This is a genomic window from Pacificibacter sp., from assembly GCF_039769035.1.
Taxonomy (GTDB): Bacteria; Pseudomonadota; Alphaproteobacteria; order Rhodobacterales; family Rhodobacteraceae; genus Celeribacter.
The window spans coordinates 1-24,387 of sequence record NZ_JBDMZG010000198.1 but is presented as its reverse complement, the minus strand read 5'-3'; the positions used below and the strand labels follow the sequence as shown (position 1 = coordinate 24,387).

The 24,387-nt window shown below is 55.2% G+C and carries 25 protein-coding genes and 1 riboswitch; of the genes, 15 read left to right on the top strand and 10 right to left on the bottom strand.

Translation table 11 applies throughout. The features are described 5' to 3' along the window. Nucleotides 1-22: 22 nt before the first annotated feature. Nucleotides 23-619 (bottom strand): ABC transporter substrate-binding protein, encoded by a 597-nt coding sequence (locus ABF287_RS16105; RefSeq protein WP_347186016.1) that lies wholly within the window; start codon nt 617-619, stop codon nt 23-25. Then, complete coding sequence (locus tag ABF287_RS16100) at nt 612-1,361, bottom strand: VacJ family lipoprotein (protein WP_347186015.1); 750 nt, start codon at nt 1,359-1,361, stop codon at nt 612-614. Before ABF287_RS16100 ends, ABF287_RS16105 begins: the two co-directional genes overlap by 8 nt. A 199-nt stretch (nt 1,362-1,560) precedes the next feature. On the opposite strand from ABF287_RS16100, the gene ABF287_RS16095 reads away from it, so the two are divergent. The 7 genes from ABF287_RS16095 to ABF287_RS16065 are packed head-to-tail and all read left to right on the top strand — an operon-like array spanning nt 1,561 to nt 8,279. Continuing rightward, entirely contained in the window at nt 1,561-3,297 is a 1,737-nt protein-coding gene (locus tag ABF287_RS16095) for a type I secretion system permease/ATPase (protein ID WP_347186014.1), read from the top strand. Beyond that, nucleotides 3,294-4,673 (top strand): HlyD family type I secretion periplasmic adaptor subunit, encoded by a 1,380-nt coding sequence (locus tag ABF287_RS16090; RefSeq protein ID WP_347186013.1) that lies wholly within the window; start codon nt 3,294-3,296, stop codon nt 4,671-4,673. The genes ABF287_RS16095 and ABF287_RS16090 overlap by 4 nt, the downstream gene beginning before the upstream one ends. A 25-nt stretch (nt 4,674-4,698) precedes the next feature. Next, on the top strand, nt 4,699-5,166 hold the full coding sequence (locus ABF287_RS16085) for a RidA family protein (RefSeq protein ID WP_347186012.1): 468 nt from the start codon (nt 4,699-4,701) through the stop codon (nt 5,164-5,166). Further along, the gene (locus ABF287_RS16080; protein ID WP_347186022.1) at nt 5,166-5,924 is read left to right on the top strand and encodes a glycerophosphodiester phosphodiesterase family protein; all 759 of its coding nucleotides are present in this window, start codon (nt 5,166-5,168) and stop codon (nt 5,922-5,924) included. The genes ABF287_RS16085 and ABF287_RS16080 overlap by 1 nt, the downstream gene beginning before the upstream one ends. Before the next feature lie 43 nt (nt 5,925-5,967). After that, nucleotides 5,968-7,155 (top strand): GNAT family N-acetyltransferase, encoded by a 1,188-nt coding sequence (locus ABF287_RS16075; protein WP_347186011.1) that lies wholly within the window; start codon nt 5,968-5,970, stop codon nt 7,153-7,155. Continuing rightward, entirely contained in the window at nt 7,148-7,438 is a 291-nt protein-coding gene (locus ABF287_RS16070; RefSeq protein ID WP_347186010.1) for a 4a-hydroxytetrahydrobiopterin dehydratase, read from the top strand. The genes ABF287_RS16075 and ABF287_RS16070 overlap by 8 nt, the downstream gene beginning before the upstream one ends. Next, a complete protein-coding gene (locus ABF287_RS16065) occupies nt 7,431-8,279 on the top strand; it encodes a mechanosensitive ion channel domain-containing protein (protein ID WP_347186009.1) in 849 nt (282 codons plus the stop codon). Before ABF287_RS16070 ends, ABF287_RS16065 begins: the two co-directional genes overlap by 8 nt. A gap of 55 nt (nt 8,280-8,334) precedes the next feature. Here the strand turns inward: ABF287_RS16065 and ABF287_RS16060 are convergent, their stop codons facing one another. Beyond that, nucleotides 8,335-8,823, bottom strand: coding sequence for a peroxiredoxin (locus tag ABF287_RS16060; RefSeq protein WP_347186008.1), 489 nt, complete (start codon nt 8,821-8,823; stop codon nt 8,335-8,337). A gap of 77 nt (nt 8,824-8,900) precedes the next feature. On the opposite strand from ABF287_RS16060, the gene ABF287_RS16055 reads away from it, so the two are divergent. The 5 genes from ABF287_RS16055 (at nt 8,901) to ABF287_RS16035 (ending at nt 12,767) form a co-directional block, all read left to right on the top strand. Further along, a complete protein-coding gene (locus tag ABF287_RS16055) occupies nt 8,901-10,121 on the top strand; it encodes an FAD-dependent oxidoreductase (protein WP_347186007.1) in 1,221 nt (406 codons plus the stop codon). Beyond that, on the top strand, nt 10,121-10,681 hold the full coding sequence (rsmD, locus tag ABF287_RS16050) for a 16S rRNA (guanine(966)-N(2))-methyltransferase RsmD (RefSeq protein WP_347186006.1): 561 nt from the start codon (nt 10,121-10,123) through the stop codon (nt 10,679-10,681). The genes ABF287_RS16055 and rsmD overlap by 1 nt, the downstream gene beginning before the upstream one ends. Next, nucleotides 10,678-11,328 carry an HAD family phosphatase gene (locus tag ABF287_RS16045; RefSeq protein ID WP_347186005.1) on the top strand — a complete coding sequence of 217 codons (651 nt, stop codon included), beginning with the start codon at nt 10,678-10,680 and terminating at the stop codon, nt 11,326-11,328. The genes rsmD and ABF287_RS16045 overlap by 4 nt, the downstream gene beginning before the upstream one ends. Nucleotides 11,329-11,575: 247 nt before the next feature. Further along, the gene (locus ABF287_RS16040) at nt 11,576-12,394 is read left to right on the top strand and encodes an MOSC domain-containing protein (RefSeq protein WP_347186004.1); all 819 of its coding nucleotides are present in this window, start codon (nt 11,576-11,578) and stop codon (nt 12,392-12,394) included. Between the two features lie 76 nt (nt 12,395-12,470). Then, nucleotides 12,471-12,767 (top strand): hypothetical protein, encoded by a 297-nt coding sequence (locus tag ABF287_RS16035; protein ID WP_347186003.1) that lies wholly within the window; start codon nt 12,471-12,473, stop codon nt 12,765-12,767. On the opposite strand, the gene cobN is transcribed toward ABF287_RS16035, so the two are convergent. Beyond that, on the bottom strand, nt 12,764-16,438 hold the full coding sequence (gene cobN, locus ABF287_RS16030) for a cobaltochelatase subunit CobN (RefSeq protein ID WP_347186002.1): 3,675 nt from the start codon (nt 16,436-16,438) through the stop codon (nt 12,764-12,766). The two genes, ABF287_RS16035 and cobN, sit on opposite strands and share 4 nt — an antisense overlap. Nucleotides 16,439-16,517: 79 nt before the next feature. Here cobN and ABF287_RS16025 point away from each other — a divergent pair, with 79 nt between their 5' ends. Further along, on the top strand, nt 16,518-16,682 hold the full coding sequence (locus ABF287_RS16025) for a hypothetical protein (protein WP_347186001.1): 165 nt from the start codon (nt 16,518-16,520) through the stop codon (nt 16,680-16,682). Here the strand turns inward: ABF287_RS16025 and ABF287_RS16020 are convergent, their stop codons facing one another. Both ABF287_RS16020 and cobW read right to left on the bottom strand, forming a co-directional pair. Next, the gene (locus ABF287_RS16020; RefSeq protein WP_347186000.1) at nt 16,683-17,141 is read right to left on the bottom strand and encodes a GNAT family N-acetyltransferase; all 459 of its coding nucleotides are present in this window, start codon (nt 17,139-17,141) and stop codon (nt 16,683-16,685) included. It lies immediately after the preceding gene. A gap of 9 nt (nt 17,142-17,150) precedes the next feature. After that, a complete protein-coding gene (gene cobW / locus ABF287_RS16015; protein WP_347185999.1) occupies nt 17,151-18,239 on the bottom strand; it encodes a cobalamin biosynthesis protein CobW in 1,089 nt (362 codons plus the stop codon). Nucleotides 18,240-18,299: 60 nt separating this feature from the next. Between cobW and ABF287_RS16010 the strand changes: the two genes are divergently transcribed. Beyond that, nucleotides 18,300-18,599: a DUF1636 family protein gene (locus tag ABF287_RS16010; protein ID WP_347185998.1), complete on the top strand. Its 300-nt coding sequence runs from the start codon at nt 18,300-18,302 to the stop codon at nt 18,597-18,599. Here the strand turns inward: ABF287_RS16010 and ABF287_RS16005 are convergent. Next, nucleotides 18,596-19,276: a CbtA family protein gene (locus ABF287_RS16005; RefSeq protein ID WP_347185997.1), complete on the bottom strand. Its 681-nt coding sequence runs from the start codon at nt 19,274-19,276 to the stop codon at nt 18,596-18,598. The two genes, ABF287_RS16010 and ABF287_RS16005, sit on opposite strands and share 4 nt — an antisense overlap. Nucleotides 19,277-19,290: 14 nt before the next feature. Next, the gene (locus tag ABF287_RS16000) at nt 19,291-19,455 is read right to left on the bottom strand and encodes a CbtB domain-containing protein (protein ID WP_347185996.1); all 165 of its coding nucleotides are present in this window, start codon (nt 19,453-19,455) and stop codon (nt 19,291-19,293) included. A 35-nt stretch (nt 19,456-19,490) separates the two neighbouring features. Beyond that, nucleotides 19,491-19,714: riboswitch (cobalamin riboswitch) on the bottom strand. A 188-nt stretch (nt 19,715-19,902) separates the two neighbouring features. Between ABF287_RS16000 and smc the strand changes: the two genes are divergently transcribed. Beyond that, nucleotides 19,903-23,358 carry a chromosome segregation protein SMC gene (gene smc / locus ABF287_RS15995; protein ID WP_347185995.1) on the top strand — a complete coding sequence of 1,152 codons (3,456 nt, stop codon included), beginning with the start codon at nt 19,903-19,905 and terminating at the stop codon, nt 23,356-23,358. Between the two features lie 16 nt (nt 23,359-23,374). Here smc and ABF287_RS15990 read toward each other — a convergent pair whose 3' ends face one another. Beyond that, nucleotides 23,375-23,923 (bottom strand): hypothetical protein, encoded by a 549-nt coding sequence (locus ABF287_RS15990; RefSeq protein WP_347185994.1) that lies wholly within the window; start codon nt 23,921-23,923, stop codon nt 23,375-23,377. Then, the coding region (locus ABF287_RS15985; protein ID WP_347185993.1) for a peptidoglycan-binding protein at nt 23,913-24,387 on the bottom strand (475 nt) is incomplete at its 5' end. The genes ABF287_RS15985 and ABF287_RS15990, both read right to left, overlap by 11 nt.

Here is a 24,387-nt window from a genome sequence, read left to right as displayed (position 1 = left end):
TCGATTGGATTTAGCTGAGGGCTTATTTAAGACGCGCTGTCAGCGTGTCGATGTTGCCGCCCGCTTTGTCGAGCATCGCACCGATTTCAGCACGCTCAGACTTCAGCAAAGAAATGCCTTCGATTGTCAGGTCAATAAATTTGCCGGTTTTATCCGCGACGATGAAAGAGATCGCAAAAGGGGCTTCGCCGCGCAAAGTGGCTGTGCAGGAGACGTCATAGATAGAGCTAATCTTCTGTGTGCCTTTGACTTCGATTTTCCCGCCGATGAATTCGCGAAAGCGTGAGCCATATTTGCGCGCGATATAGCCTTGGAAGGCTTGGGTGAACGCACGCAGTTGCGCAGCGGACGCAGAGCGCGCGGGCGGGCCAAGCACCGAACGGGCGATGTTTGGCGTGTCAGCATAGCGCACCAAGACGTTTTCGAAATCGCGATACATGCTGGCTTCGGATTTTCCCGAATTGATGATCGTGTTGATGTCGTTCACAGTTTTTGTGATCAGCGCTTCAGCTTGCGCACTCGAAAACGCGAGCGCAGCTTGCGGAAGTGCGACGCTCAGTGCGAGGCCAGAAATCGCTCCGGTCAAAAACCGGCGACGTGTGGGGAACATGTTATTCATAAAAATCCTCGTAAATATCGTAAGAGGCATTGTCTGCAGACGTGCCGGCCTCTTGCGGAGCTGCCGCCCCAAGTTCGAAACGACGTCGATCGAGGTATGTGAGGCGCAGTTGAGCATAGCCGTCGGCGCTGTCGTAAATAATCGACTCGTAAATATCAGAGTAGCGATACCGCGTGTCGGCAATTTGCGCCACCTGCAGACCTGTAGCGGCCGTAGAAACGGCGGGATCCAGCACAGTGCCAAGCGGATCAAGCGCAAAATCTGCAATCAAGCCGACTGTGTCGCGCGTTGTTGAAGACCCGTAAACAGGCAAAACAAGATAAGCACCCTCGCCAAAGCCCCAAGTGTGCAAGGTTTCTCCAAAGTCACTGTCGCGTTCTTCTAGACCGATGTCAGAAGCCGGATCCAAAAGCCCTGCCAACCCAAGCGTCGCGTTCAGCGCGAACCGCGTCGTGTTGTGCAATGCGTCGCCCAACTTAAATTGCAGAATGTCGTTGATCACAACGCCCGGTAACCCAAGTGTATCCGATACGTTGCTCAGGCCTTTGCGCAACGGGTCTGGCACTACCGTCCCATAAGCTGTTGCCACGGGTTTGATCACGGCGCGATCAATTTCGACGTTCGCCTCGTAGGTTTTGCGGTTCACCGTCTCCAACGGGTCGTTCGGCCCTTGTGATGAGGAGGGCGCGCTACAGGCGGTCAACGTCAAAGCTGTGGCAATAAGAAGTGCAAAGTGTTTCACTGATCAAAATCCGATTAGGTGGGTCGCATGCCGGTAAGCTTAAGAGCGCGTTTACGTCAGATAGGTACGAATTGGTGAAAGCCCAATATTAATATGTCGTGAAATAAGCTGTTGTGACGCAGAATCAACAGTGTTCTATAAGATTGTACAGCTTTTGCAGCGGCTTCCCGCACAAAATGAAATCGTGAGCGAAAAATTGATGACGCAGGATAAAATTCGACAAGGCAAAGAAGAACTCGCGCAGGTGCGTAGCCGGTCACGCGGACTTTATATTGCCACCAGCCTCTTTTCAGTTTGTATCAATGCGCTGATGCTGACCGGTCCGTTGTTCATGTTGCAAGTCTATGATCGTGTGCTTGGCTCTGGGTCTGAGGCAACATTGGTTGCGTTGTTTGTGATCGTGGCATTTCTTTACTTGATGATGGGTCTGTTGGATGGCGTCCGCTCGCGGGTGCTCACGCGCATTGGCGCACGGTTTCAATCCGATCTTGAGCAACGTGTGTTCAGTGCCTCCATGCGCAAGTCGTCCACGGATCAAGCGCAGGTTGGCAAGGCCAGCCCCATGGACGACCTGTCCGCCATTCAAAGGTTTTTGGCATCCCCCGTGATGGCCGCAATATTTGACTTGCCGTTTGTGCCTTTGTTCCTCTTTGGGATTGCGTTGTTCCACCCATATTTGGGCGTTTTGGCTGTTGTGGGCGGCTTCGTATTGGTGCTTGTGACACTTTTGAACCGTGCAATGTCTAAGCATCCACAAAGTGTAGCCACCCGTGCCGAGGCTGCTGCAAGTCAAGTTGCGGGGCGCCTTGGTGCCGAAGCTGAAACTATTCGCGCCCTCGGGATGGAGCGCGCCGCCTATGAGCGCTGGTTTCAGATGCGCAAAGTGGCGATGAGCCGTGGTATTCGCGCCGCTGATCTGACGATGAGTTTTTCGGCGATGTCCAAGGCGCTGCGATTGTTTTTGCAATCGACGATGCTCGCGCTGGGCGCGTGGCTGGTGTTGCGCAATGAACTGTCCGCCGGCGCGATGATTGCCAGCTCCATTCTTCTTGGTCGCGCCTTGCAACCCATTGATCTACTTGTCGGACAGTGGAGCGCCGTACAACGTGCAAGCTTAGGTTGGTCTAATCTATCTGAGCTGTTGGGGACGGTTGGACCCGATCCAATTCCCACAGCCTTGCCGCGCCCTGCCGCGCGATTGAATGTTCAAAACTTAACTATACTTCCACCGGGGCAAGCGCAGGCCTCTTTGCGCATGGTCTCCTTTGCTGTCGAACCTGGTGAAGCGGTTGGTGTCATTGGTCCGTCTGGGTCGGGCAAATCAACATTGGCACGTGCACTTACCAGCGTTTGGCCCGCAACAGGCGGAAGCATTCGGCTGGATGGTGCAAAACTTGATCAATATGCCCCAGACGTTTTGGGCAGCTATATTGGATATCTGCCACAGCGCGTGCAGCTTTTTGATGGCACCATCGCCGAGAATATCGCCAAGCTGACATCGCAACCTGATGGGGCCGCCGTTGTGTCGGCTGCGCAAAAAGCAGATGCGCATGCGATGATCTTAGCCTTGCCCAAAGGGTATGACACGCAGGTGTCTTCCGCGGGTGGGTTGCTGTCAGGCGGGCAATTGCAGCGTATCGGGTTGGCACGCGCGTTTTATGGCGATCCTCTTTTGGTGATTTTGGACGAGCCCAATTCCAACCTCGACAATGACGGATCTGTTGCGCTCAACGCCTCAATTCGACGTCACAAAGAAGAGGGCGGAAGCGTCTTGATCATGGCGCACCGACCGTCTGCGATCCAAGAATGTGAAAAGCTTTTGGTGCTCGACCACGGCGCGCTGCGCGCTTTTGGACCACGTGATGCCGTACTTCAAGACATGGTCAAAAACAGTCGAGATATCATGCGAAAATCGGGCCCAGGAGGTGTGCAATGACCAATTCGCTTCCAGAAAAATCCGTAGCATCCAAAAGCGCAACCTCTGGACCTGACGATCTCGAAACGTCGTCCATGGCACACGAACCTTGGTCCGTGCGCGGCCCGTTGATCGTGGGATTGATATGCGTTGTCATGCTGTTTGGTGGCTTCGGCCTTTGGTCTGTCACAGCGCGCATCGACGGCGCCATCGTGGCGTCAGGACAAGTGCAGGTCGAACAAAACCGCCAAGTCGTCGCACACCGTGATGGCGGCGAAGTGTCTTCGGTTCAGGTCAATGAAGGTGAACTTGTCGAGGCGGGCCAGCTTTTGCTGCAAATCAGCGGCCGTGATCTCAAAAGAGAATTGGCCATCACCGAAGGGCAATTGTTTGAAATGATGTCCCGATCTGCGCGCCTGCAGGCGGAACGGGACGGAAATGACGCAATCGTTTTTGCGCCCGAACTTGTGCAAAGGGCGAAAACAGATGCTGACGTCGCACGCTTGGTCAAAGGGCAAAGTGACTTGTTCACGGCACGCACACTGACCGCGCAAAAAGAAATCGAGCAGCTGGAAAAACGCAAAGCGCAGATTGCGGCGCAGATTGCTGGATTTACCGCGCAACGGTCCGCGCTAGAGCAACAGTTGACCTTGATCGAAACGGATTTGGTCTCGCAAGAAACATTGTTGGAACGCGGTTTGACACAGCAAAGCCAAGTGAATGCGTTGCGGCGCGATCAAGTGGGTGTGTCAGGGCAAATCGGTGCTTTGACCGCATCGGTCGCCCAAGCCGAGTCGCAAGGCACCGAAACGGAACTGCAAATTCTCAAGCTCAGCTCTGATCGGCGCGAAAGCGCAATCACCCAATTGCGCGATATCCAAGCGAGCGAGCTGGAATTGCGCCAAAAACGTGAAGGCTTGCAAGATAAGTTGGAGCGTCTAGATGTCCGCGCCCCTTTGGCTGGCGTTGTGTATGACTTATCGGTGTTTGGGGCCGGCGCTGTGGTTACGCCGGCCGAACCATTGTTGTTTATCGTGCCACAAGATCGCCCCCTTATTGTAGCGGCGCGTGTCAGCCCTATCCACGTCGATAAAGTCTATCCAGGCCAACCCGTACGTTTGCGGTTTGCGACGTTTGACAGTCGCACCACGCCCGAAATTGAAGGCTCTGTGACAACCGTTTCTGCGGACGCTTTTTCTGATGATGCCACTGGGGCACGTTACTATTTGGCGGAAATTCACATTGATGAAGAGCAGCGCAACTTGCTGCCGGACGGATCCGTGCTAATTCCAGGTATGCCGGTGGAAACTTATATGTCGACGGGGGAGCGTTCGCCCTTGGCATATTTGACAAAACCACTAACTGATTACTTCGTACGCGCTTTCCGCGAAGACTGACCTGACCGCGACAAGGACAAAGATTATGACGCACTCAATCGAAGCAACACTGACCGAGCTCGGTCTTTCTCTTCCTGATGCACCTGCGCCTGCGGCGAATTATGTGCCCTTTGTTCAAGTGGGCAACTTGGTGCATGTTTCAGGTCAAATTTCGAGCGGCCCTGATGGCTTGATCACAGGCAAACTTGGCGCGGATCTCAGTGTGGAAGAAGGGGCCGCAGCTGCGCGCACCTGTGCATTGTCCCTTTTGGCGCAGGCAAAGGCTGCCACTGGCGGCGATCTGTCGAAAGTGAAACGCCTTGTGAAATTGGTCGGCTTCGTCAATTCGACAGCGGAGTTTACCGATCAGCCTAAGGTGATCAACGGGGCATCTGATTTGATGGTTGAAGTCATGGGCGACGCGGGTCGTCACGCGCGCTCTGCCGTTTCTGCGGTGTCTCTGCCTTTGGGCGTTGCTGTTGAAATCGAAGCGATCTTTGAATTGAACGCATGATGAACGCGCTTCCTGATGTGTTTTTGGATGCGCCGATTGCACATCGCGCATTGCACGATGAAGCCAATGGGCGTGCGGAAAACAATTTCGCGGCTATTGACGCGGCCATTGAAGCGGGCTTTGGGATCGAGATCGACATTCAGCAAAGCAAAGATGGTCAGGCCATGGTGTTTCATGACTACCATTTGGACCGCCTTACCGAAGCGACGGGACCCTTTGCCCAGCACACGCTTGAAGATCTGCGCCGCGTGCGGTTTCGGTCGGGTGAGATTGGCGTGCCGACCTTGGCTGAGGTCTTGGACCGCGTGGCCGGACGCGCGCCCTTGTTGATCGAGATTAAGGATCAAGACGGGATCATGGGGCCGAACGTTGGTGCGCTTGAACGCGAAGTTGCGCGGGTGCTTGAAAACTACACCGGCCCTGTTGCTGTGATGTCTTTCAATCCACACGCGGTGGCGGTCATGGCCGAGGTTGCGCCAAAAATCCCGCGCGGACTGACGACCTGTGGGTACCCCGCGAAAGACTGGCCGTTGCTTGCCGAACCCACGCGTGAACGCCTGCGCCAGATCCCAGATTTTGATCGGGTGGGCGCATGTTTTGTGTCGCATCAATGGACGGACCTCGCGTCTGAGCGGGTGGCTGAACTGAAAGCCGCCGGTGCCCGTATTTTATGCTGGACCATTCGATCTGCTGCAGAAGCGGCCGAGGCGGCGCGTTATGCCGAAAATATTACATTTGAAGGGTTTGAGCCTGCTTGACCTTCGGCTGAGACAGCGCAGGTAATGGGCGCAGGAGTGCGCGATGAGTGATCAGATTGAAATCTTTGTCAGCGGCAGCATCGCTGAGTTTGACCCAAGCGATTGGGATGCTTGTGCTGTGCGGTACGGCGACACGTCAGATCGCCCTCTAGACCCTTTTACCACGCATCGGTTTTTGACGGCTTTGGAAGTGTCTGGATCTGTTGGTCCGGGCACGGGGTGGGCGCCACGGTACTTGGGCGCGCGCCAGAATGGTCAATTGATCGCGGTTGCGCCCCTCTATGCCAAAGGACATTCGCAAGGCGAGTATGTTTTCGACTTTGCTTGGGCACAGGCCTATGAAAACGCGGGTGGTGACTACTATCCGAAACTTCAAGTCGCTGTGCCTTTCACACCTGCAACAGGGCGTAGATTTTTGTGCCGCGAAGGTTTCGATGCCGTTGGGCAGGCGGCCTTGGTTCAGGGCATGGTGCATGTGGCCTCTGAGCAAAACCTATCGTCTGTTCACGTCACTTTTTGCACTGAAGCAGAGGCGACCGCTGGACGCGAAATGGGAATGATGCACCGGATTGGCCAACAGTTTCATTGGGAAAACGACGGCTATCCTGACTTTGATGCCTTCGTGGCCAAGCTGTCGTCGCGCAAGCGTAAAGCCATACGCAAAGAGCGGACGCAGGCACAGAGTTTTGGGGGCGACATCGTTACGCTAACAGGCGATGCCATTCAGCCTGCGCATTGGGATGCCTTTTGGCAGTTCTATCAAAACACAGGCGCACGCAAATGGGGGACGCCCTATTTGACGCGAGCGTTTTTTGACTGCGTTCAAGACACCATGCGCGATGACGTGCTGTTGGTTCTGGCAATGCGTGATGGCGTTGCGGTTGCTGGGGCGCTGAACTTTATTGGCGGCGAAACTTTGTTTGGGCGGTACTGGGGCTGCACAGAACATCATCCCTGTTTGCATTTCGAGCTGTGTTATTATCAAGCGATTGACTACGCGATTGCGCATGGGATGGCGCGCGTCGAAGCCGGCGCACAGGGCGAGCACAAGTTGGCGCGTGGGTATTTGCCGACCACCACGCATTCATTGCATTGGATTGCCGACGCAGGATTTGCGCGCGCTGTGGAAGATTTTTTGAAATCAGAGCGTCGCGCGGTGGATCAAGATACTGAAATTTTGACAAGCTATGGTCCGTTTAAGCGCGGGACTGGAGGCGGGGATCATGACTGACGTGAACGCGCCACACCCGTATTCCACGCAAATGCCAGAAGGATGGGCGCTGTCGCCAGACGGGCGTCGTCTGATCAAGACGTTTCAGTTTCCCGACTTTATGGCTGCGATTGGTTGGATGTCGCAGGTTGCGAAAGTGTCTGAAGAAATGAATCACCATCCAGATTGGCGCAACGTGTATCGTCGCGTTGACGTAAAATTAACGACCCATGATGTGGGTGGACTGACGTCATTGGATATCATATTGGCACAGAAAATGAATGAGGCAGCGGGTCATGTTTGAACAAATTCTCTCTTACAAAATCTATGGCGATTCCACTTTGGCAGACGTTTTGACGTTTGATTTTTTGATCAGCTTTGGCGGGTCGATCTTAGGTGCCGTCTTAATGCTTTTGTTCGGCTGGCTTTTGTCACGCTGGGCGTCAAGCAGGGTCCGCGCGATTGGCCAGCGGTTCGAAGCACTGGACGACACGCTTTTTAACTTTATGGGCAACCTTCTGCGCTACGCGATTTTGGCGTTTACAGTTCTGTTTGTGCTCGACACCTTTGGTATTCAAACCACATCCATTGTCGCGCTGATTGGTGCGGCTGGTTTGGCGATTGGTCTCGCGCTTCAGGGGACGTTGTCGAATGTAGCATCAGGTGTGATGATCGTTTTCTTCCGGCCCTTTAAAATCGGTGATTTCGTTGAAATCGCTGGCGTATCGGGCACCGTGAAAGACATCACATTGAACTTTACCGTGCTTGCAGATGTATCCAACGTCCAAATTATTGTGCCCAATGCGCAGACATGGGGCAATATCATCACCAACTATTCAATCAATAATATTCGCCGTGCTGAGTGGATTTTCAGCGTGGCATACGACGCCAATCTTAAAGACGCAGAGGACACCATTCGCAAATTTATCATGGCGGATTCTCGGTCTATGTCAGACCCAGAGCCGTTTATTCAGGTGAATAACCTAGGCGATTTCTCGGTGGATTTCTTGGTGCGTGTTTGGGTGCCGTCCTCTCAGTATTTCCAATATCAAGCGGATATGAAGCGCGGTGTGAAAGAAGCCTTGGATGCCGCAGGTGTCGAAATTCCCTTTCCGCCGCGGGCTATGATTGGCACGGCTGGATAACAAAAAACGCCCGAAGAAAACTTCGGGCGTTTTTGATTGGCAGAGCTTGTTTGGCTTACAGGGCGTCCACAATGCTTTCGCCAGCTGAGATGTTGCACTCACCTGCATTGTCTTCGACTTGAAGAACCGTCACCACGCCGTCTTCTGCAACCAAGGCATAGCGTTTTGAGCGATCAATCAGGCCCGCTGGTGGCGCGGAAAAATTAAGGCCCAGCGCTTTTGTAAGGCTTGAATCTGCATCGCCGAGCATCGCAATACCTGCCGCAGATGCGCCGGTAGATTCGCCCCAAGCACCCATTACAAATGGGTCATTGGCTGATACGCAGATTACTTCGTCGACGCCCTTGGCAGCCAAAGCGTCACCTGTGCGAATAAAGCTTGGTACGTGTGCAGTTGAGCAAACGCCAGTGTAAGCACCTGGAAGACCAAAGATTACGACCTTACGGCCTGCTGTTTTAGATGCAAGATCAACAGCTTCGGGGCCGTTTTCGCCCATTTTAAGCAATGAAGCTTGTGGAAGTTTGTCACCAACTGAGATGGTCATAGTGCGTCCTCTAACCGTTTTCATTTTATACGTAACGATATAGGGTCGATACAAAGATAAACCAGACGAGAAACGACATGAGCCACTATATTGTTATCGGTGCTGGCCAAGCTGGCCAATCCATTGTCACCACGTTGCGGGGACAGGGGTTTGACGGGAAAATTACCTTGATTGGCGATGAGCCTGCGATCCCGTATCAGCGTCCGCCATTGTCGAAAGCCTATTTGCTTGGCAGCATGGAGTTGGAACGTCTGTATTTGCGCCCTGCGTCGTATTATGCGGATGAGAACATCGATCTGCGCACGTCTGCTGAAGTGACAGCCATTGATGCGGCGGCCAAAACCGTGAGCCTGCGTTCGGTTGATGGTGTTGACGAGACCCTCAGCTATGATGCGTTGGCTTTGAGCACGGGATCGGCGCCGCGGCGCTTGCCTGCTAAAATTGGCGGCGACTTGGACGGTGTTTACACGATGCGCACGCTGGCTGACGCGGATGCGATTGCGCCTGAGTTCAAAGAAGGTGCGTCTGTGTTGATCGTTGGCGGCGGCTATATCGGTCTTGAAGCGGCAGCGGTCGCGGCGAAAAAGGGCCTCAAAGTGACGCTTGTGGAAATGTCTGAACGCATCTTGCAACGTGTTGCATCGAAGGAAACATCCGACTATTTCCGCGCGCTCCACGAAAGTCATGGTGTACGCATTCTCGAAGGCGTTGGCCTGAATCAGCTGACAGGCGATGCACGTGTCACGGGCGCGGAATTGTCTGATGGCAGCTCTTTGGACGTGGATTTCGTGATTGTGGGTGTTGGCATTATTCCTGGCACTGAACTGGCCGAAGCGGCGGGGCTTGCGATCGACAACGGTATCAAAACCGATCTTTTCGCGCGCACATCCGATCCATCAATTTACGCCGCTGGCGATTGTGCCTCCTTCCCACAAGATGGCGCGCAGGTGCGCCTTGAGAGTGTCGGAAACGCGATTGATCAAGGTGCTATTGTTGCGAAAAACATGTTGGGCCAAGACGTTGCCTACGCGCCCAAGCCGTGGTTCTGGTCCGATCAATACGACGTGAAACTGCAAATCGCGGGTCTGTCCACAGGGCATGATCAGGTGGTTATCCGCGATGGTGGCGCTGTGCGGTCGCATTGGTACTATAAAGACGGCCAACTGATTGCGATTGACGCAATGGGCGACCCACGTGGTTACATGGTGGCCAAGCGTTTGATTGAAAGCGGTAAAACAGCTGACCCAGAAGTGGTTGCTGATCCTGAGTCAGACCTAAAAGTGTTGCTGAAAGCCTGATGCGGATTATTGCCGGCACTTATCGCGGCATCGCACTGACCTCGGTGGGGAAAGGCGATGCGGGCGCTCACTTGCGGCCCACCACGGATCGAGTGCGCGAAAGCCTGTTCAATGTGCTGGCGGGCGGCAAATTCGGCGACGCGCTGACGGATGCCCGCACGCTCGATTTGTTTGCTGGCACCGGCGCGTTGGGGCTTGAGGCGCTGTCGCGCGCAGGCGAATGTGCGACATTTGTCGATGACGGGCGCAAAGCGCAAAGCCTGATCGAAGAGAATATTCGGATCTGCAAAGCTCAAAAGCAAAGCAAGCTCATGCGTGTCGATGCGACGCGTCTGCCGATGAACCCTGATGCCCCTTACGATCTTATTTTTCTCGATCCGCCCTATGCGCAGGGACTAGGCGAAAAGGCGATTGCGGCCGCGATTGCTGGCAACTGGCTGACAACGCGCGCCTTGGTGGTCTGGGAAGAGTCTGCGCCCATTGTTGTCCCTGACGCGCTGACCTTGTTGGACACACGCAAATATGGCGACACGAAAATCAATTTTCTGGAGCCAAAATGACGCCCCCAAAACTTGTGATCTTTGACTGCGACGGTGTGCTTGTGGACAGCGAGCCGACCACTTTGACATTGCTAAGAAACGAGTTTGAATACTACGGGTTGCCATTGACCGCAGCCGAGGTCGACCGCGATTACATTGGTGTCGCGATGGCTGACATAGCCGTTAAGGCGCGTGCGAATGGTGCGACCCTTCCCGAGGACTGGGTGGTGAGTATCTATGCCAAAATGTTTGAGCGGCTTAGAAAAGGCGTTCCATTGATTGCAGGCATCGAGGCGGCACTTGATGCCTTGGATGCTGCCGGAATTCCATATGCGGTTGGATCAAACGGTCCAATGGCGAAAATGGATATCACCCTTGGCGCACACCCCGCGCTGCTTGAACGGCTTAAAGGGCGTATTTTCTCTGCCCACGATTGCAAAGCTGGCAAACCTGATCCTGAGTTGTTTCTCAAAGCGGCCGCGTTCATGAACGTCGCGCCGGAAGCTTGCGTTGTCGTCGATGACAGTGTCGCGGGGGCGACGGCAGGGGTGCGCGCAGGCATGCGAACTTTGGGATTCGACACCCAAGGGGATGGGGCGCATTTGATTGCTGTTGGAGCAGAGCATCTATCGCACATGGACGACCTGCCTGCGCGCATCGGGCTATAAGCACAAGACCTGTCCACGCCCTACGAAGCAGTTGGCAAACTGGATCGTTCCGCGTTCTGACTTTTGGATCTGAATGTTGCCGGATATTCCAAATCAAGCTCTAGCGATTGCGTCAAAGGGTAACGGACAGTTTTCGCTAAATTGGCGATATTTTCGTCACCAACCTGTCTATTGCGACAACTGCCCTTAACGCCTCGAATCACCTAACAATCTAGAATACATTTTAACAAAACCCCTTGAGAGATTTATGAAACTTGCGCGCCTCACGAATTACCCTGTCAAAAGTTTGACGGGTCATGACCTCGCGATGGCGCAGCTGGGAGCACGCGGCATTGAGGACGATCGGCGATGGGCCGTTGTCTACAATTCGGGCATCGCCGCCACGCGACGCGAGCTGCCTGCCTTGGCCAAACTACACGCCGTATCCACTGATGTAGGTATCAGCCTGTCTTTCGATGGTGAGCGCATTGACGTGCCTTGGCCAACAGGGGCCACATCACGTGCCTTCGTATTCTCCACTGAAATCAAAGATGTACAGGACGCGGGCAACTATGCTTCGCATTTCTTGTCATCGGCGTTGGAGCACGAAGTGCGCCTGGTCTATATGCCAGATAGCTGTCGCCGCGTTGTGTCGCCCGCCTATACAGATGGCTCGCATGTGACGGGTTTCTCGGATGGGTTTCCTATTCTCATCACGTCGATGCCATCGCTTTTGGCACTGAACGCCGAACTCGCATCTCCTGTCGAAATGCGGCGGTTTCGCCCCAATATTATGATTGATGGCGATTTCGAACCTTGGGATGAAGACGAATGGCGGCTGATCCGCATCGGATCTGCGGTTTTGCGCATTGTGAAACCCTGTGACCGCTGCATCATGGTCACCCAAGATCCGCTGACGGGGGAACAAACCGACCAGCGCGAACCCCTTATGACCTTGCGCCGCTTGCACCGCGCTTCGAACGGGAAAATAATTTTCGGCCAAAACGCCGTTGTCGAAGTTCAAGGCGCGATGAAACTGGGTGATACCGTCGAGGTTCTCGAACGTGGTCCATCAAACTTGATCTAGAGCTTTTAACCGCGTTTTAAGTTTCTCGCGCGATCATATTTGCATGAGATATTTTTTGCGTGCGATATGTGTCTGTATGGGACTGTTTGGGTTGAGTGGCTGCGCCGTGGACACGCCAGCTTTGGCGTTTTCCGACTCTCACACCCAAGTCGTCAAAATTGGTGGCAATACATTCAGAGTTTTCACAGAAATATATGGCGATGGCATTGAGGTCCATCGCACCAATTTTGTGTTCCCACCGCCATCAAGATCGCTGATCGCACAACAAGCGATGCGTGCCATGGTGCAAGCCTCTGGGTGCGACGTCAAACGCGGATCTTTGGTCGGTGACCAAGCTTTGATCAAAGCCGAACTGACCTGTAGCCCATTTTAAACTAACGCTTCCAAAACTGCGCGCGCCGAATTTGACCTTGGGCGCCAAAGTCCCCGATCCATTGCCTCAAGCAAGCGCTCCGCGATCTCTTTGAGGGCTGGTTCATTGTGGTCCTCGATGAAATCGCGCGTGTCATCGTCTTCAATGAATGCAGCGTGCACCATATCAAAGTGGTGGTCCTTGACAGCGTGGGTTGTGGCTGAAAAAGCGAACAAATAATCGACTGTCGCCGCAATTTCAAACGCGCCCTTGTATCCGTGGCGCTTCACCCCGTCGATCCATTTTGGGTTCACAACGCGGGACCGCACCACGCGTCCAATTTCTTCGTCCAATGTTCGAATAACGGGGCGCTCGGGCCGGGAATGGTCGTTGTGATATATCGGGCGATCTTGTCCTTGCAGCCGCGCCACAGCTGCAGCCGCCCCCCCTTCAAACTGGTAGTAATCGTCGCTGTCCAATAAATCGTGTTCTCGGTTGTCTTGGTTGTGAACGATGGCTTCGACTTGTCCCAAGCGCGCCTCAAACCCGCTGCGATCTTTCACACCCTCGCGTCCCGCGCCATACGCGTATCCGCCCCATTCCAAGTAGGCCTCACCCAAGTCGTCACGGCCTTGCCAAAGGCGCTCATCAATCATCGCTTGCAGGCCTGCGCCATAAGCGCCCGGTTTCGAGCCAAACACCCGCGCCGTGCTTTCGCCGTCGCGTGCGCGTGCGGCCGCTGGGTTTTGCTCTGCACTTTCGTCAAGCTCTTGAATAGCGCGGGCGGCACTATCAACCAATGCGATCAATTGCGGAAAAGCATCACGGAAAAATCCGGAAACGCGCAATGTGACATCGACACGTGGCCGACCAAGAACGCCCATCGGCAAAATCTCGAAGCCTGTCACGCGCCGTGACATTTGATCCCATTTTGGTTTCACCCCCATAAGGGCCAATGCCTGCGCAATGTCGTCGCCGCCGGTGCGCATATTGGCGGTTCCCCACGCCGTGACCAACATTGCCGTTGGCCAATCGCCATGATCTTGTAAGTGTCGTTCGATCAAAAGGTTGGCCGATTTCCAGCCCAGCTTCCACGCGGTTTGTGTCGGCACAGCGCGCGCATCAACCGAGAAAAAGTTACGCCCTGTCGGCAAAACGTCCATGCGCCCACGGGTAGGTGCGCCACTTGGCCCCGCAGGCACAAACCGCCCCGATAGCCCCTTAAGAAGCCCGTGCATTTCGGCGGGCCCGCAAGCTTGCACGGTGGGCAAAACCGTGCTGCGCAGATGATCCAAAACAGCTTGAGACGCTGGGCCAGCGGCTTTTAGGTCGTTGTCCAGCGCATGCGCTGCAAACAATTCAAGCCGCTCAACAGCGTCGCCCGCACTGCGCCACGTTCCAGTATCGATGTCTGCCAATTCATGTGGTTTAGGCGCGGTCCAATTTTCAGCCATGTCACAATCCAACGGATCAAACCCGAGGCCAAAATCGTCCGCCAATGCGCGTACGAAAGAAGCGTCGCGACCTGTGCCGTCACCACGGGGCACACGCACCAAAGCCAAAGCAAGGTCGCGTGCCAAACGGCCTGTCGGGGCTGCGCCAAAGATGTGCAAACCATCACGAATTTGTGCCTCTTTCAACTCACACAAATAGGCGTCAAGCTTGGCCAGATCGCCCTCTTCATCCCCCGTCATACCGACGTCTCGGTCCAGCCCTGTGACCGATGACATAGACAGGATTTCTTTGCGCAAAGTTGCAATTCGGCGCGGGTCAACGCCTGCGGCCTCGAAATATTCGTCCACCAAGGCCTCTAAGTCGCGCAGCGGTCCGTAGGTTTCTGCGCGTGTAAGCGGCGGTGTCAGGTGATCGATGATCACGGCCTGAGCACGACGCTTGGCCTGCGTGCCTTCACCCGGATCATTGACAATAAACGGATAGAGGTGCGGCATCGGCCCCATCACGGCTTCGGGCATGCAGGTTTCGGACAATGACGTCGCTTTTCCGGGCAGCCATTCAAGATTGCCGTGCTTGCCCATATGCACCAAAGCATGGGCGCCAAAGGCATGGCGCAGATAGAAATAGAAGGCCAGATAGTTGTGCGGCGGCACCAAATCAGGTGCGTGATAGGTCTCGGTCGGATCGATATTATAGCCGCGCGCGGGCTGGATGCCGACGACGACATTGCCGTAGCTCAACACCGATAATGCAAATGCATCGTCCGCAAAAAACGGATCTTGCTCGGGGCTCCCCCAGCGTTCTTCGATTTGATCTCGCACCACTTGCGGCAGAGCATCATAGCTTTGTTTGTAGTCCGCCAAACTGAGGCGCGCGCCGCCCGTGCGTTGCGTGCGATCCGTAAGCCAGTTGGTCGGCCCAGCAAGAATCGCCTGCATCAATGCATCGCTATCATCGGGGATGTTCTTGACCGAATAGCCCGCAGATTTGAGCGTGTTAAGCGTGCCCACAGTGGCCGCTGGTGTGTCCAAGCCAACGCCATTGGCCAGGCGCCCATCTTTGTTCGGGTAGTTGGCGAGGATCAATGCAACCTTGCGGTCTGCCGTTTGAGCGTCGCGGAGTTTGCACCAGTTCTTTGTCAGATCCGCAACAAAATCGATGCGGCTTTCGTTGGCGACATAGGTCGCGATGGGGCATTGGGTATCTGTATCGAAATAGGCCTCGCCCTTGAAGGACACAGCGCGGGTCAAGACACGCCCGTCCACTTCCGGAAGGGCTACATTCATCGCGATATCGCGGGCGGTTAGACCTGTGGTGCCTGTCGCCCAAGCCTCTTCGGATGAGGATGACAAGACCACCTGAAAAACCGGCGCGCCATTGGCAAAATCAGCCGCTAGTGGGTTTGACCCACCCGTGCCTTCAGGGGTGCCGACCGCAAAAGACGTGCAGTTCTGGATCACACTGGGTGGGGCGTCTTGAAAGAGGGTTTCGAGCGTTGCCACCGAGATGGGATCTTTGAGTGAAGCCACAAAGACAGGCATTGGGTTGAGGCCGCGTTTCAATAGGCTTGTGACCAAGTCGTTGATCGGGGAAAGGCCCGCGCCTTGGACCAGCGCGCGGTAAAACACGATGGGGACGACGGGGGCACCTGCTGTCCAATCGGCTTTGATTGTGTCGAGATCTGTGAGGCCTTGGTTTGGCCAATAGAGGCCTGAGCGCAACAAGGGTTTGGCCGGTTCTGGAAGGTCAGCATCGTCCAGCATTGCCTGTGCATAGCGCAAGAAATTGCGGGCATTGTCTGCGCCGCCTTCGGTCAAATAGGACCAAAGCGCGTGATAATGTTCTGACGATACAGTGGACAGAGCGGCAAGTTCTGCATCCGGTTTGTCGTCACCGGGCAAAAGCACCAGGGGCACACCTGCGTCGTGCAGACGCGCGGCATATTGTTCGACGCCGTACTTCCAATAGCCCGTGCCGCCCAAAACTCGTGCAATGACCATCCGCGATTTCGATGCGCAATCGTCCAAATGCAAATCGACTGACATCGGGTGGCGTAGATGCATCATCGAGGCCAAGCGCAAGGAAGGCGCGTTTGCCAAGCCCCGACGCGCATCCGAGAGAAGCGCAAGTTCGGTATCGGCGGCGGAAATCACCACGATATCGGCAGGGGTTTGGCTCAGATCAACAGCTTCGGTGCCATCATCAACAGAACCAGCGGTGGCAGCAAGAAGGTGCATGAACAGCGTCCTTTGTCGTATTCTCTTGTTTCGTGACGCGCTTTGCGGCATCAGCGGGGCAAACCAAAGAGGCATCCCCATGGATTACGGTAAAACTGGAGCACCCAAAGTGCGTAAAAACTCACCAAAGCACAATGAGCATAACGCCAAGGGGACTGCAAAGAACCCATTCAGCGTCAAAGAAACCAAGGCCGAGCTTTTGGCACGGATGAAGGCCGCAGCTGAGGCTAAGAAAGCCAAATAGTTAGCGAAGCGTCTTTTGCATGAAGACGCTTACGCCATTGTCTTCATAGCTGCCAAACGCGCCTGAACGGACAAAGCCAAAGCGTTCGTACAGGCGCACGGCCGCTTCCAATTCATCACCAGTTTCCAGTTTGAGAGACGTGAGCCCTTCTGATTTGGCCATGTCTTCAATCGCGCGCATGATTGCGGCTGCGATGCCTTTGCCACGACCATTTGTGGAGGTGAACATTGATTTCACTTCGCCATATTTCTCGGCCGCGTGGATTTTGAACGCCCCAACACCCAGCACTTGATCGCCGTCTCGGGCGATAAAAAACCGAATGTCGTCTGCGGTTAAGGCGGTGGTGTCCAACGCGTGGTTGTGTTCTTCGGCGTAGATTTCCGCTTGCAAGGCCTGCGCCTCGGCCAAAAGGGCCGAGGGCTGGGGATCAAGCGGGTTGCCAAGTTCAACGATGATCATGGGGCGTTCCTAGGCACAAAGCGCGGTTTCAATGGCGGCACGGTCAAGGCCGGTTTGCCCAATCACCACCAGCCGTGTTTCGCGCGGGGCGTCGCCAAACGGTTGGTCGAAATAGTGATCAACACGTGGGCCAACAGCTTGCACGGTCAAACGCATGGGCTTGCCTGCGACGGCAACGAAGCCTTTGAGACGCAAAATGCCGTGGGCTTTGATGACGTCGGAAATTTGAGCCGCAAAGGCTTTGGGATCGGCAATTTCACCCCGTCCGACAATGAAGCTTTCGAAGGCGTCATGATCGTGGTCGTGATGATGGTGATGGTCGCTGTCATGATCGTCCGCGTGATGGACGTGGTCATCATCGTGATCATGGTGGTGGTGATGCACTTCGTGGCGGCTGGCCAAATCGTCTTCTGCGCCGATGCCTTGGCCCAGCAGCACGTCGACAGGCAAAACACCGTGTGACGCGCGCACAACCTGCACGCCGCCGCGTGCTTCGCCAGCCAGTTTGGCAACCAAGGCGTCCGCCTCTGTGTCGCCCAAAAGGTCGGCTTTGTTGACCACAATCATATCGGCACAGGCGATCTGATCTTCGAACAATTCGGACAAAGGCGTCTCGTGATCGAGGTTTTCGTCCAACTTGCGTTGGGCATCAACAGCGGCGACATTGTGGGCAAACACGCCCTCGTTCACAGCTTTGCCGTCGACCACAGTGACAACGCCATCAACGGTGACGCGGGTCGAAATTTCGGGCCAGTTGAAGGCGCGAACCAAAGGCTGTGGCAACGCCAGACCAGAGGTTTCAATCACGATGTGATCCGGCGCGTTTTCACGCTCCAAAAGTTTTTCCATCGTTGGAATGAAATCGTCTGCAACGGTGCAACAGATACAGCCGTTTGACAGTTCCATGATATCGTCTTCGGTGCAGGTCTCGTCCCCGCAACCTTTCAAAATGTCGCCGTCGACACCCAGATCGCCAAACTCATTGATGATCAAGGCGATGCGTTTGCCGTTGGCGTTGGCCAACATGTGGCGAATCAACGTGGTTTTGCCAGCGCCCAAAAATCCGGTGACGACTGTGGCAGGTATCTTGGCAGGCATGGGTTTCTCCGATACTTCATTCGTATGTCTTGTGGCGCAAATCTGCGCGAAAGGAAAGTTATGGTGGCCACCCTCTCTGTATGCATCAGCTGTGACGGCGGAACGGCTTTGGCGGACGCTGTGTCCGAATTTCATGCCGTGAACCGCGTGGACTGTATGAATGTCTGTACGCGGCCTGCCTGTCTAAGCGTCAGAGACGCGGGAAAGATGGCCTATTTGTTTGGCGATGTCAGCGCAGATATGGCGCAAGAAGTGCGCGCCTTGCTGGGCCTGTATCGTGATGCAGAAACGGGCGAAATTGAAGACGCCCGCTCCTTAGGATCTTTGCGGCATTGCTTGATTGGCCGCGTGCCCGCTTAGGCGCTGCGTGTCCAAAAGTAGGAACACAACCACCCCAGCAAGACCCAGCCAGCAGCCGCGGAACCGAGGCTGAGCGTCGCAAATTCTGCGGCAAGCTCAGGCGGTGCAACCCCCCAAAACGTATCAAGCTGCGGGGCTCCGATGATCTGCGGGATCGCCAAAAAGGCTACACCCAAAAGCGCGATAGGCCCTTTTCCAAAGGCAATAAGCCACAACCCAACGGCGGAGGACAGCAACGTCCCAAGCCACCAAGCCTGTCTTGGGGCAAGTTCGGCGCCGATCGTTCCAGGCAGTTCTGGCGGCAGGCCAACCGCGGGCGCGAGTTGAATCGCCACAAATCCTGCGAGGCCCCAAATGATACCCTGTCGCGGTGTGACCGTTGTGAGACCGCGCATTTCAGCGAGGGCCATGAGCCCGACCAAAATCAAACCGTATCCCATGTAGGTTACGATATTGAATGACACGGTCATGGAATGGCGAAACCAGTCCGACCCGATCCCGATCGCAGTTCGATCCGATGTGGATGTTCCGTTGAGGATAAAGTGGATTTTTTCACCACTTTCATACAGCTCGCCTTCAAGCAGGGTTGGGATCACGAAATAAAATTGGAGCAGGGCGGCAATCAGCCCAGCACCAAACCCAGCGAACAAAGCACTGGATAGCATTCTACGTTGCATGAAATGTGATCAGCTTAGTGGCAGGGAAATGCCATAGCGTGGCGTTGGTCGTGCGCCGCGTCATGCAAAACAGTTGCTTGCGCCATGCCGGACAAGCCCAAAAGTGCGACACCCAATACCATGGCGAAAATCACTGGCAGTGTTTTGGATTCGGTCGTTGAAAGTGTTTGCGTCGTCATAAGTCTATCTCCTGTCCCGTCATCCCCGACGGGTGTGGGTTGCATCACACCATGGCTGGTCTCCTGGCTTGCGGGTCAATGTGCGCTCGCCGCCTTCCCAAACCCGAAGGTTCAGTGGCGTTATGGCGTGCACTCACCGCATACAGTCGCGGGGGCGGCTGTGGATTTGAGCCCCGACTTGGGTCACTCTAACCACATTCCCATTTCTCCCCTGCACGCTTAGCGTGACGATAGGGGAACCATAGTCCGCCTATTTGGCGCAAGGGGCCCCCTTGGGTCAAGGCGATTCCCATTTTACTTTTGACCTCAACGGCTGTGTGTTACATGGCTGCCGCAATATATTGTGGATAACTCAGGCCTGAGCCCCATATTTCGACTCTAATCAGTTGACAGACGTGCGTAGGCTTATGACACTTTTTTAGCAGATAGAATCAAACAAGGCTTTTCGTGCGTTTCAACCGACTCCGTCTCAATGGCTTCAAAAGCTTTGTGGATCCCACCGATCTTGTGATCGCTGAGGGCCTGACAGGTGTGGTTGGACCAAACGGGTGTGGTAAATCGAATTTGCTCGAAGCTTTGCGTTGGGTCATGGGGGAAAATCGCCCCAAGGCAATGCGTGGCGGCGGCATGGAAGATGTGATCTTTGCGGGTGCGTCCTCACGCCCAGCACGCAACTTTGCCGAAGTGGCGCTGACCATCGATAACACTGAACGTCTCGCGCCTGCTGGTTTCAATGAGGCCGACACAGTTGAAATCACCCGTCGCATCACCCGCGACGCTGGCTCTGCCTATAAGGTGAACGCCAAAGATGTGCGTGCACGTGATGTGTCTATGCTGTTTGCCGACGCGTCGACCGGTGCACATTCGCCTGCTCTTGTACGTCAGGGGCAAATCTCTGAATTGATCAACGCCAAACCCAAAGCGCGTCGGCGCATTTTGGAAGAAGCTGCGGGCATTTCGGGGCTGTACCAACGTCGCCACGAGGCGGAGTTGAAGCTTAAAGGTGCTGAGACCAATTTGGCCCGTGTCGATGATGTGCTCGAACAACTGGCCGCGCAAATCGCAAGCTTGGCCCGTCAAGCACGACAAGCCGCGCGGTATCGTGAAATCGGCACTGAGCTGCGTCAAGCCGAAGGGACGTTGTTCTATCGCCGGTGGCGCGATGCGGATGTGTCGCGTGCCGAGGCCGAAGAGGTATTGCGCACGCGTCTGAAACAGGCCGCAGAGGCGGAAAAGCTCACGCTTGCGGCCGCAAAACAGCGCGCCGAAAAAGAAGAAATCTTGCCGTCTTTGCGCGAAGAAGAAGCCATCGCAGCGGCTGTTTTGCAGCGTTTGACTGTCGCGCGTGATCAACTAACGGATGAAGAAAAGCGGGCGCGCGCTTCGATCGACACACTCACGCGCCGCATTGAGCAACTCGTTGCAGACATGTCGCGCGAAGAGCAGTTGAACCGCGATGCTGGCGAAACGATTGAGCGTCTTGAGTGGGAAAAACGTGAGCTGAGCAAAGCCGCTGAGGGGCATGAGCCCAAATTGGACGAAGCTGCGTTGCGCGCGGCAGAGGCGAACGAGATTTTGCAAGACCGTGAGGCGCAGCTTTCCGAGATGACGGAGGATGTTGCACGACTTGCGGCACGTCATCAGTCGGCCACGCGCTTGGTGGACGACAATCGCAAAACGCTGGATCGCGCGCGCACAGAATCAGACCGTGCTCGCGCTTCTGTGGCTGAGGCCGAAGCGGCTTTGGCCAGTTCAGCACAAGCCCTGAGTGCTGCAACAGCCGCACAAGAAGAGGCAACCTATTTGGCCGAAGAGGCTGATGCCGCATTGATCGAGGCGGATGAAGCGCGCGCCGATGCGCAAACACGCGAGGCCTCAGCCCGTGCCGCCCGATCCGAGGCCGAAGGCGAACTTGGCGCGCTGCGTGCAGAGCTTGCAGCCTTGTCAAAAATGCTTGATCGCGATCAGCTTGGAGGTACGCAGGTGCTTGATCTGGTGCGGGTGCAATCTGGATATGAAAAGGCCTTGGGCGCCGCGTTGGCGGATGATTTGCGCCAGCCCGCGATCGAGGCGTATCAGGCCTCTGGTTGGGTGACCTTGCCCGATTATCCTGACGATCAAGACTTGCCCATTGGGGCAGAACCTCTGTCCAGTTTTGTGACTGTGCCTGCCGTTCTTGAGCGCCGGATGGGTCAAATCGGGTTGGTCAAAGCCGAAGACGGTGCGCGGTTGCAGGCGGACTTGGAACCGGGGCAACGGCTCGTGTCTGTCGAGGGCGATTTGTGGCGCTGGGACGGCTTTCGTGCAGGTGCTGAAGATGCGCCTTCAACGGCAGCCTTGCGCCTGCAACAGCTCAATCGCCTTGAGGAATTGAAGCAAGAAGCCGCAGCGGGTGAAGCCAAAGCGTCTGGTGCCTTGCAAGCGCACGAGCACCTCAAGTCTGAATTGCAGCGCTTGTCCGATGCCGATCGTATTGCCCGCGAGGCGCGTCGCAATGCGGATCGCGCGATGTCTGATGCGGCCCGTGCATTGTCGCGTGCTGAAAATGATCGCACATTGGCAGAGGGCAAGGTCGAAAACCTTGGTTTGGCCGTGGCGCGTCATGGTGAAGAAGCGCGCGGTGCCGAAGAACGCCTGCGCGAAGCCGAGATTGCGCAGCGTGATTTGCCCGATCTTCAAGTCGCGCGTGATGCGATTGAAAGCGTCAAAATGGCTGTTGAAGCTGCTCGCATTACCATGATGTCTCAGCGGTCTTCGCATGATGAAATTCGCCGCGAAGGCGAGGCCCGCACACGCCGCTCGCAAGAGGTCACCAAGGAATTGTCCGGCTGGCGTCACCGTTTGGAAACAGCGGAAAAGCGCATCTCTGAGCTGAATGATCGCAAGGAAGCCTCTGAGCTTGAGCTGCAAGATGCCATTGGAAAACCAGACGAAATTGCCGAACAGCGTGCGCAATTGATGGATGACATGGATGCAGCTGAGATCCGCCGCGCCAAGTCCTCAGATGTTTTGGCAGAGGGCGAAGAGGCTTTGCGCGCGGCAGTGACTGCCGAACGCGAAGCAGAACGTTTGGCGTCGGAAGCACGTGAAGCACGTGCAGCCTCTGAGGCACGTCGTGATGCGGCGCGTGAGACGACAATGGCCGCTGTGGAACGCATTCGCGAAGAGTTGGAAACAACGCCTGAGAAACTGCTCGAAGAATTGGATGTTGATCCCGACACGATCCCAACGGGTGAGAAAATCGAAGTGGATGTGAACCGTCTCAAACGTCTGCGTGATAGTTTGGGTGCGGTGAATTTGCGGGCCGAAGAAGACAGCAAAGAGGTGCGCGAAGAGCACGACAGTCTTGCTGCTGAAAAACTGGATTTGGAAGAGGCGATCAAGACGTTGCGCAGTGGCATCGCGTCTTTGAACAAAGAAGGTCGCGAACGCCTTTTGACCGCTTTTGAAGAAGTGAACACAAGCTTTTCAAGCCTGTTCCGTCACCTGTTTGGCGGGGGTGAGGCGAAGCTGATGTTGGTTGAAAGCGACGATCCTTTGGACGCTGGGCTTGAGATCATGTGTCAGCCTCCGGGCAAGAAGCTGTCGACGCTGTCGTTGTTATCTGGTGGTGAACAGACGCTGACCGCGATGGCGTTGATTTTTGCCGTTTTCTTGGCCAACCCCGCGCCGATTTGTGTGCTCGACGAGGTCGACGCGCCGCTGGATGATGCCAACGTGACGCGTTTTTGTGACATGCTGGATGAGATGACACGCCAGACTGACACGCGCTTTTTGATCATCACCCACCACGCCGTGACCATGGCACGCATGGACCGTTTGTTCGGCGTTACGATGCAAGAACAAGGCGTGTCGCAACTGGTGTCTGTGGACCTGAAAAAGGCGGAGCAACTGGTGGCTTAAAACCACCGCTTTTGCGCTACACTTTGCGGATTACATCGGTTTTCGAGATAACGCCCGCCCGCGTGACGCGGCACAACACACCGCGAAGACGCAGTGGAATATGCTCAGGCGTCACCAGCCAGTCCTTTGCATCCGCGCCATATCTGACCTTCCATTTGACACAGCCATCATTGAACAAATCGGTGACCTCAACTTCGGCAGTCCCGATGGCAAGGCGTTGCCCAACGGGCAGGTTCGCTTCGCTCGTATCAAGGTCCGCAATCATTGTGTCACCAGGATGCAACCTGTCGCCAACCACAAAGTCGAACACCCGCTTTGGCAGGATCGAAATCTGAATGCGCGGGTCGGGTGACCCATCTTCAAGCCGCATCCACGGTGTTTTCAAGAAACGCTCGCCCTCGATGCCTGCCTCTGGTGTGACGCTGATTTCATCGCGAAAGTCGCGTTCACCAAAGCTTGGGCGAAAGCAAAGAATGTCGATAGGGGCGTTGTCTTTCGGGGCTGCAGCAATGTGATCCAGTGCTCCGTTCAGTTCGTCCCAAGTTCGGTTCTTATCAGAGGGCATTGAGAAGTTTTCCTGTTGGCCATGCATCCGCAGGCAGGCCCAGTCGTTGTTGTTCAGCTTGGACCGCCGCGCGGGTTTTGGCCCCCAAAATACCGTCGATTTTGCCAACGTTATAACCGCGCTTTTCCAGCTTGGTTTGCAAGCTTTTCATTTCCGCGTCGGACAAGCCTTGTTCAGGATTGCCTGCGTCGTAAGGGGATGCCCCTTCTAGGCGTGTGGCGAAATAAGCGGCTGTGGTGACGTAGACAAAGCTTTTGTTCCATTCGAAGTACACGTCAAAATTTGGGTAAGCCAAAAACGCAGGACCTTTGCGCCCCATTGGCAGCAAAACAGATGCTTTGAGGTTCGCGTTTCCAAGGCGCCCAGCGCGCGCTTTAACCCCCATTTTTTCCCAGTCTTTGACTGAAATTTTGTGATTTAGCCCTGTTTTTGACCAATCCAAATTGCTGGGCACAACGATTTCT

Coding starts and splice junctions, on each gene's coding strand:
- ABF287_RS16105 (WP_347186016.1), bottom strand. CDS start 619: ATGAATAACATGTTCCCCACACGTCGCCGGTTTTTGACCGGAGCGATT.
- ABF287_RS16095 (WP_347186014.1), top strand. CDS start 1,561: ATGACGCAGGATAAAATTCGACAAGGCAAAGAAGAACTCGCGCAGGTG.
- ABF287_RS16090 (WP_347186013.1), top strand. CDS start 3,294: ATGACCAATTCGCTTCCAGAAAAATCCGTAGCATCCAAAAGCGCAACC.
- ABF287_RS16085 (WP_347186012.1), top strand. CDS start 4,699: ATGACGCACTCAATCGAAGCAACACTGACCGAGCTCGGTCTTTCTCTT.
- ABF287_RS16080 (WP_347186022.1), top strand. CDS start 5,166: ATGAACGCGCTTCCTGATGTGTTTTTGGATGCGCCGATTGCACATCGC.
- ABF287_RS16075 (WP_347186011.1), top strand. CDS start 5,968: ATGAGTGATCAGATTGAAATCTTTGTCAGCGGCAGCATCGCTGAGTTT.
- ABF287_RS16070 (WP_347186010.1), top strand. CDS start 7,148: ATGACTGACGTGAACGCGCCACACCCGTATTCCACGCAAATGCCAGAA.
- ABF287_RS16065 (WP_347186009.1), top strand. CDS start 7,431: ATGTTTGAACAAATTCTCTCTTACAAAATCTATGGCGATTCCACTTTG.
- ABF287_RS16060 (WP_347186008.1), bottom strand. CDS start 8,823: ATGACCATCTCAGTTGGTGACAAACTTCCACAAGCTTCATTGCTTAAA.
- ABF287_RS16055 (WP_347186007.1), top strand. CDS start 8,901: ATGAGCCACTATATTGTTATCGGTGCTGGCCAAGCTGGCCAATCCATT.
- rsmD (WP_347186006.1), top strand. CDS start 10,121: ATGCGGATTATTGCCGGCACTTATCGCGGCATCGCACTGACCTCGGTG.
- ABF287_RS16045 (WP_347186005.1), top strand. CDS start 10,678: ATGACGCCCCCAAAACTTGTGATCTTTGACTGCGACGGTGTGCTTGTG.
- ABF287_RS16040 (WP_347186004.1), top strand. CDS start 11,576: ATGAAACTTGCGCGCCTCACGAATTACCCTGTCAAAAGTTTGACGGGT.
- ABF287_RS16035 (WP_347186003.1), top strand. CDS start 12,471: ATGGGACTGTTTGGGTTGAGTGGCTGCGCCGTGGACACGCCAGCTTTG.
- cobN (WP_347186002.1), bottom strand. CDS start 16,438: ATGCACCTTCTTGCTGCCACCGCTGGTTCTGTTGATGATGGCACCGAA.
- ABF287_RS16025 (WP_347186001.1), top strand. CDS start 16,518: ATGGATTACGGTAAAACTGGAGCACCCAAAGTGCGTAAAAACTCACCA.
- ABF287_RS16020 (WP_347186000.1), bottom strand. CDS start 17,141: ATGATCATCGTTGAACTTGGCAACCCGCTTGATCCCCAGCCCTCGGCC.
- cobW (WP_347185999.1), bottom strand. CDS start 18,239: ATGCCTGCCAAGATACCTGCCACAGTCGTCACCGGATTTTTGGGCGCT.
- ABF287_RS16010 (WP_347185998.1), top strand. CDS start 18,300: ATGGTGGCCACCCTCTCTGTATGCATCAGCTGTGACGGCGGAACGGCT.
- ABF287_RS16005 (WP_347185997.1), bottom strand. CDS start 19,276: ATGCAACGTAGAATGCTATCCAGTGCTTTGTTCGCTGGGTTTGGTGCT.
- ABF287_RS16000 (WP_347185996.1), bottom strand. CDS start 19,455: ATGACGACGCAAACACTTTCAACGACCGAATCCAAAACACTGCCAGTG.
- ABF287_RS15990 (WP_347185994.1), bottom strand. CDS start 23,923: ATGCCCTCTGATAAGAACCGAACTTGGGACGAACTGAACGGAGCACTG.